Here is a 2,803-nt window from a genome sequence, read left to right as displayed (position 1 = left end):
GGCCTCAACGAGGCGCAGCGCCCCGGCGGTGGGCCGGAGCGCTGCGCCGGTGCGGCCGGTGGTCACCGGCGGGCCGTCTCCGGCTGGTCCGGGGCGACGTCGTCGCCGTCGCCACCGGTCGGGGAGCAGTCCCACTCCGCGACCACGGTGCCGGTCTTCCGGTAGCGGGCGGCGGCGTCCTGGTCGACGGTGCCGTCGGCGTCGGTGAACCAGATCTCCGGCAGCGGCCCGTACGCCTCTTCGTAGGCGGCGACCCAGGCGATCGGGCCGTGGCCGTTGTTCGCGACGTGGCGGATCGGCTGGCCGGCGGTCTCCAGGCACAGGGCCTCGTAGGCCGGGGTGCCGAGGAGGTCGTGCCACGCCTTGTCGACGGCCGGGGAGAACACTTCGGGTGCGGACTGGCCGGTCTTGAAGCGCTGGCCGGTGATGGTCAGGAATCGGTGCAGCTCGGTCGTTGCGGTGCTCACGGTGGTGCCCCTCTCGGTGTCGAGTGGTGCTCTCCGGCCCAGGTTGGGCCGGGGTGGTGCCGTGCACCGCGCACCCGGGGATCGTGTTCCGTTCGGGGGCGCGGTGGTCTCAGGGGGTCGTGATGGCCTGGGGGGCGACGCTGGCGAGGCGGTCCAGGCGCTCGTAGAGGGCGCGTACGAGCCGGGCCCGGTTCTGGGCGCAGCGGGCGGTGCCTTCCGGCGGAACGGACAGGCGGCGGTCGGCTTCCTCAAGGACGACGTCGGCGAGGGCGCGGGCGGCGTGGTCCTCGGGCAGCAGGTCCGCGGCGCGGCGGACGTCGGCGGCGACGGCGCGAGCGGCGCCGGTGAGCAGTAGGGCGATCTGCTGGAGGTCCGCAAGCGGCAGGCCGGGGTTTCCAGTCCATCCGAGCACGGCTTTGACCAGAGCCTTGTGGAGCTCCCGGTCGAGAGGGAGTTCGGCGTCGAGGTGCCCGGCGGGGTCGTGGAGGACCAAGTGCGTGCTGCTCATCGGGGCCTCGCCGGGTCGTGTGGTCGCGGGCGGCGCGGTCTCGTTCGTCGGACATCGACCGCATCCCGACCGTACGGGCGGGCCCGATGCGGTAGGACTGACTGTGAGTACGGGTTTCGGTGCGCAGGGCGACCGGGGAGCAGGCCGGTATGGGCAGGCCCAGGCGAACATCAGCAGGCGTGGTGAGCGGGTTCGTGCTGCGCCTGGTCCGCGAGTCGATCCCGTGCACGCAGGCCGCGTTGGCGGAGGCCCTGGGCGTGGACGTGGAGACGTTGCAGGGATGGGAGTCGGGGCGGCGGCCGCTGGCGAACATGCGGGCCGGTGCGCTGCTGGAGTTGCGGCGGCGGCTGCCTGCGCTCGGTGCGGACGTGGCGCTGGTCCCGTGGCTGGACGCGGCGATGGACGCGGACCGGATCATCGCGGCCGGACTGGAGGATGAGACGGGCGCGGCCCACCCGCTCGCAGGGTGGGTGCACACCCGCGACACCGCGCACATGCTGGCCTGGGCATTGAACGGCACCGTCCCGCCCGCGCTCGCCGGACGCTTACCCCGGCCCCGGCGCGGCCCGGTCGCCGCCGCGCCGCAACTGGCGGCAGCGGACCGGGCGGTGTTCTTCGACCACCTGCGGGACACGACCGAGGCGGCGGCCCGGCAGGGCGAAAGCGGGGTACTGCTGCACCGCCAGGCGCTCTACCTCGCCTCGTACGGCCAAGGGCCGGACGCGGCCGCATGGACCGCGCACACCCTGCACCGGCGCCGTGACGTGCTGGCACGGCGGGGCTGGTCCCCGCACTGGGCGGAGGCCCGCTCCACCGCTACCGCGCTCGCCAGGCTAGGAGACCCGCAGCCGCTGCTGGACTTCATCGACCACGCCCGCGGCGACGCGCTGCCCGCGCACTTGCGCACCTGCCACTGCCGCACCCAGGGCTGCCCCTGGCATCCGCGCCACCGCGGGTGCGCCGGCCCGGTGCGGCTCGCCCTCACCCGTGACCGCGGCGGCCGCGTATGGCGGCTGGCCGATGCCTGCGGGGCCTGCGCTGCCGCCACCGGTGACACGGCCGTCGTCCCGAAATCCTGCTCGCAGCCCTCCCGCCGACCACTCCCCCGCCCCCGGCGGACGCGTCCGGATGCCCGCAGGACTCCTGCGCGGCATGCGTCTGCGCGGGCGCTCGGAGGTGTGGGACGAGCTCGTCGAGGGCCACTGGCTGCGGGCCCCTGACCTGAGGTCAGCACCGATGCAGGTGCAGGTGCTCGACTACGCGGTACGGGACCAGGCACCGGGCCGCGCCGCGCGCCGCCGCGCCGCCCACTGGGCGCTCAGCCCTGCCCGCTGGACGTCCGCCGCGACACGCCCTCGACGACACGGCTGGTGGCGCTCGCCCTTGCGGCGCACCTGTCCCCCGGCCCCGCGCACACCGCTGACATGGAGGAGCTCGGCCGCCTGTGCGGCCACACCCCCCACCAGACCGCGGAGCTGCTGGACCGGCTGGTCACCACGGGCAAGCTGGCCTTCTGGCGTCAGGGCGAAGACCTGGGCGAGGTGACATGGACGCTGGCCGGACAGGCGCCGGGGGCGTGAGGAAGCTGCTTCGCTGAAGCGGCTGACCCGTGCCGGGGCGCCCGGGCAGGCTTCGCGGGGTCTGGTCAGCGGGGGCGCCATGTGCGAATTTCCAGGTGGGTGATGTGAGCGTCCGGGTGGATGCGCCCGGTCTGGACCAGCCACTGGTGCACCGCCGCGGTGACGTCACCGGCGGCGGCGTCAACGCGGCGGGCGAAGTCGGCGGCGTCGAAGCCGCCGGTTTGGGCGGAGCCGTAGGAGCGTTCCTC

General features: G+C 74.8%; 4 protein-coding genes and 1 pseudogene. 2 read left to right on the top strand and 3 right to left on the bottom strand.

Annotated features, from left to right (window positions below):
* Nucleotides 1-62: 62 nt before the first annotated feature.
* Together ACFWN1_RS32715 and ACFWN1_RS32710 are read right to left on the bottom strand one after the other, a co-directional pair.
* Complete coding sequence (locus tag ACFWN1_RS32715) at nucleotides 63-467, bottom strand: hypothetical protein (RefSeq protein ID WP_384370213.1); 405 nt, start codon at nucleotides 465-467, stop codon at nucleotides 63-65.
* Between the two features lie 109 nt (nucleotides 468-576).
* The gene (locus ACFWN1_RS32710; RefSeq protein ID WP_384370210.1) at nucleotides 577-975 is read right to left on the bottom strand and encodes a restriction endonuclease; all 399 of its coding nucleotides are present in this window, start codon (nucleotides 973-975) and stop codon (nucleotides 577-579) included.
* 182 nt (nucleotides 976-1,157) lie between these two features.
* On the opposite strand from ACFWN1_RS32710, the gene ACFWN1_RS32705 reads away from it, so the two are divergent.
* Nucleotides 1,158-2,195, top strand: a complete 1,038-nt coding sequence (locus tag ACFWN1_RS32705; RefSeq protein WP_384370207.1) for a helix-turn-helix domain-containing protein — start codon at nucleotides 1,158-1,160, stop codon at nucleotides 2,193-2,195.
* A 150-nt stretch (nucleotides 2,196-2,345) separates the two neighbouring features.
* Nucleotides 2,346-2,555: a hypothetical protein gene (locus ACFWN1_RS32700; RefSeq protein WP_384370204.1), complete on the top strand. Its 210-nt coding sequence runs from the start codon at nucleotides 2,346-2,348 to the stop codon at nucleotides 2,553-2,555.
* Nucleotides 2,556-2,620: 65 nt separating this feature from the next.
* On the opposite strand, the pseudogene ACFWN1_RS32695 reads toward ACFWN1_RS32700, so the two are convergent.
* Nucleotides 2,621-2,803 (bottom strand): annotated as a pseudogene (locus ACFWN1_RS32695) (helix-turn-helix domain containing protein); the annotation flags it as partial.

The organism is Streptomyces sp. NPDC058459, assembly GCF_042721685.1.
GTDB lineage: Bacteria > Actinomycetota > Actinomycetes > Streptomycetales > Streptomycetaceae > Streptomyces.
This window is presented reverse-complemented; position numbering and strand designations above follow the sequence as displayed.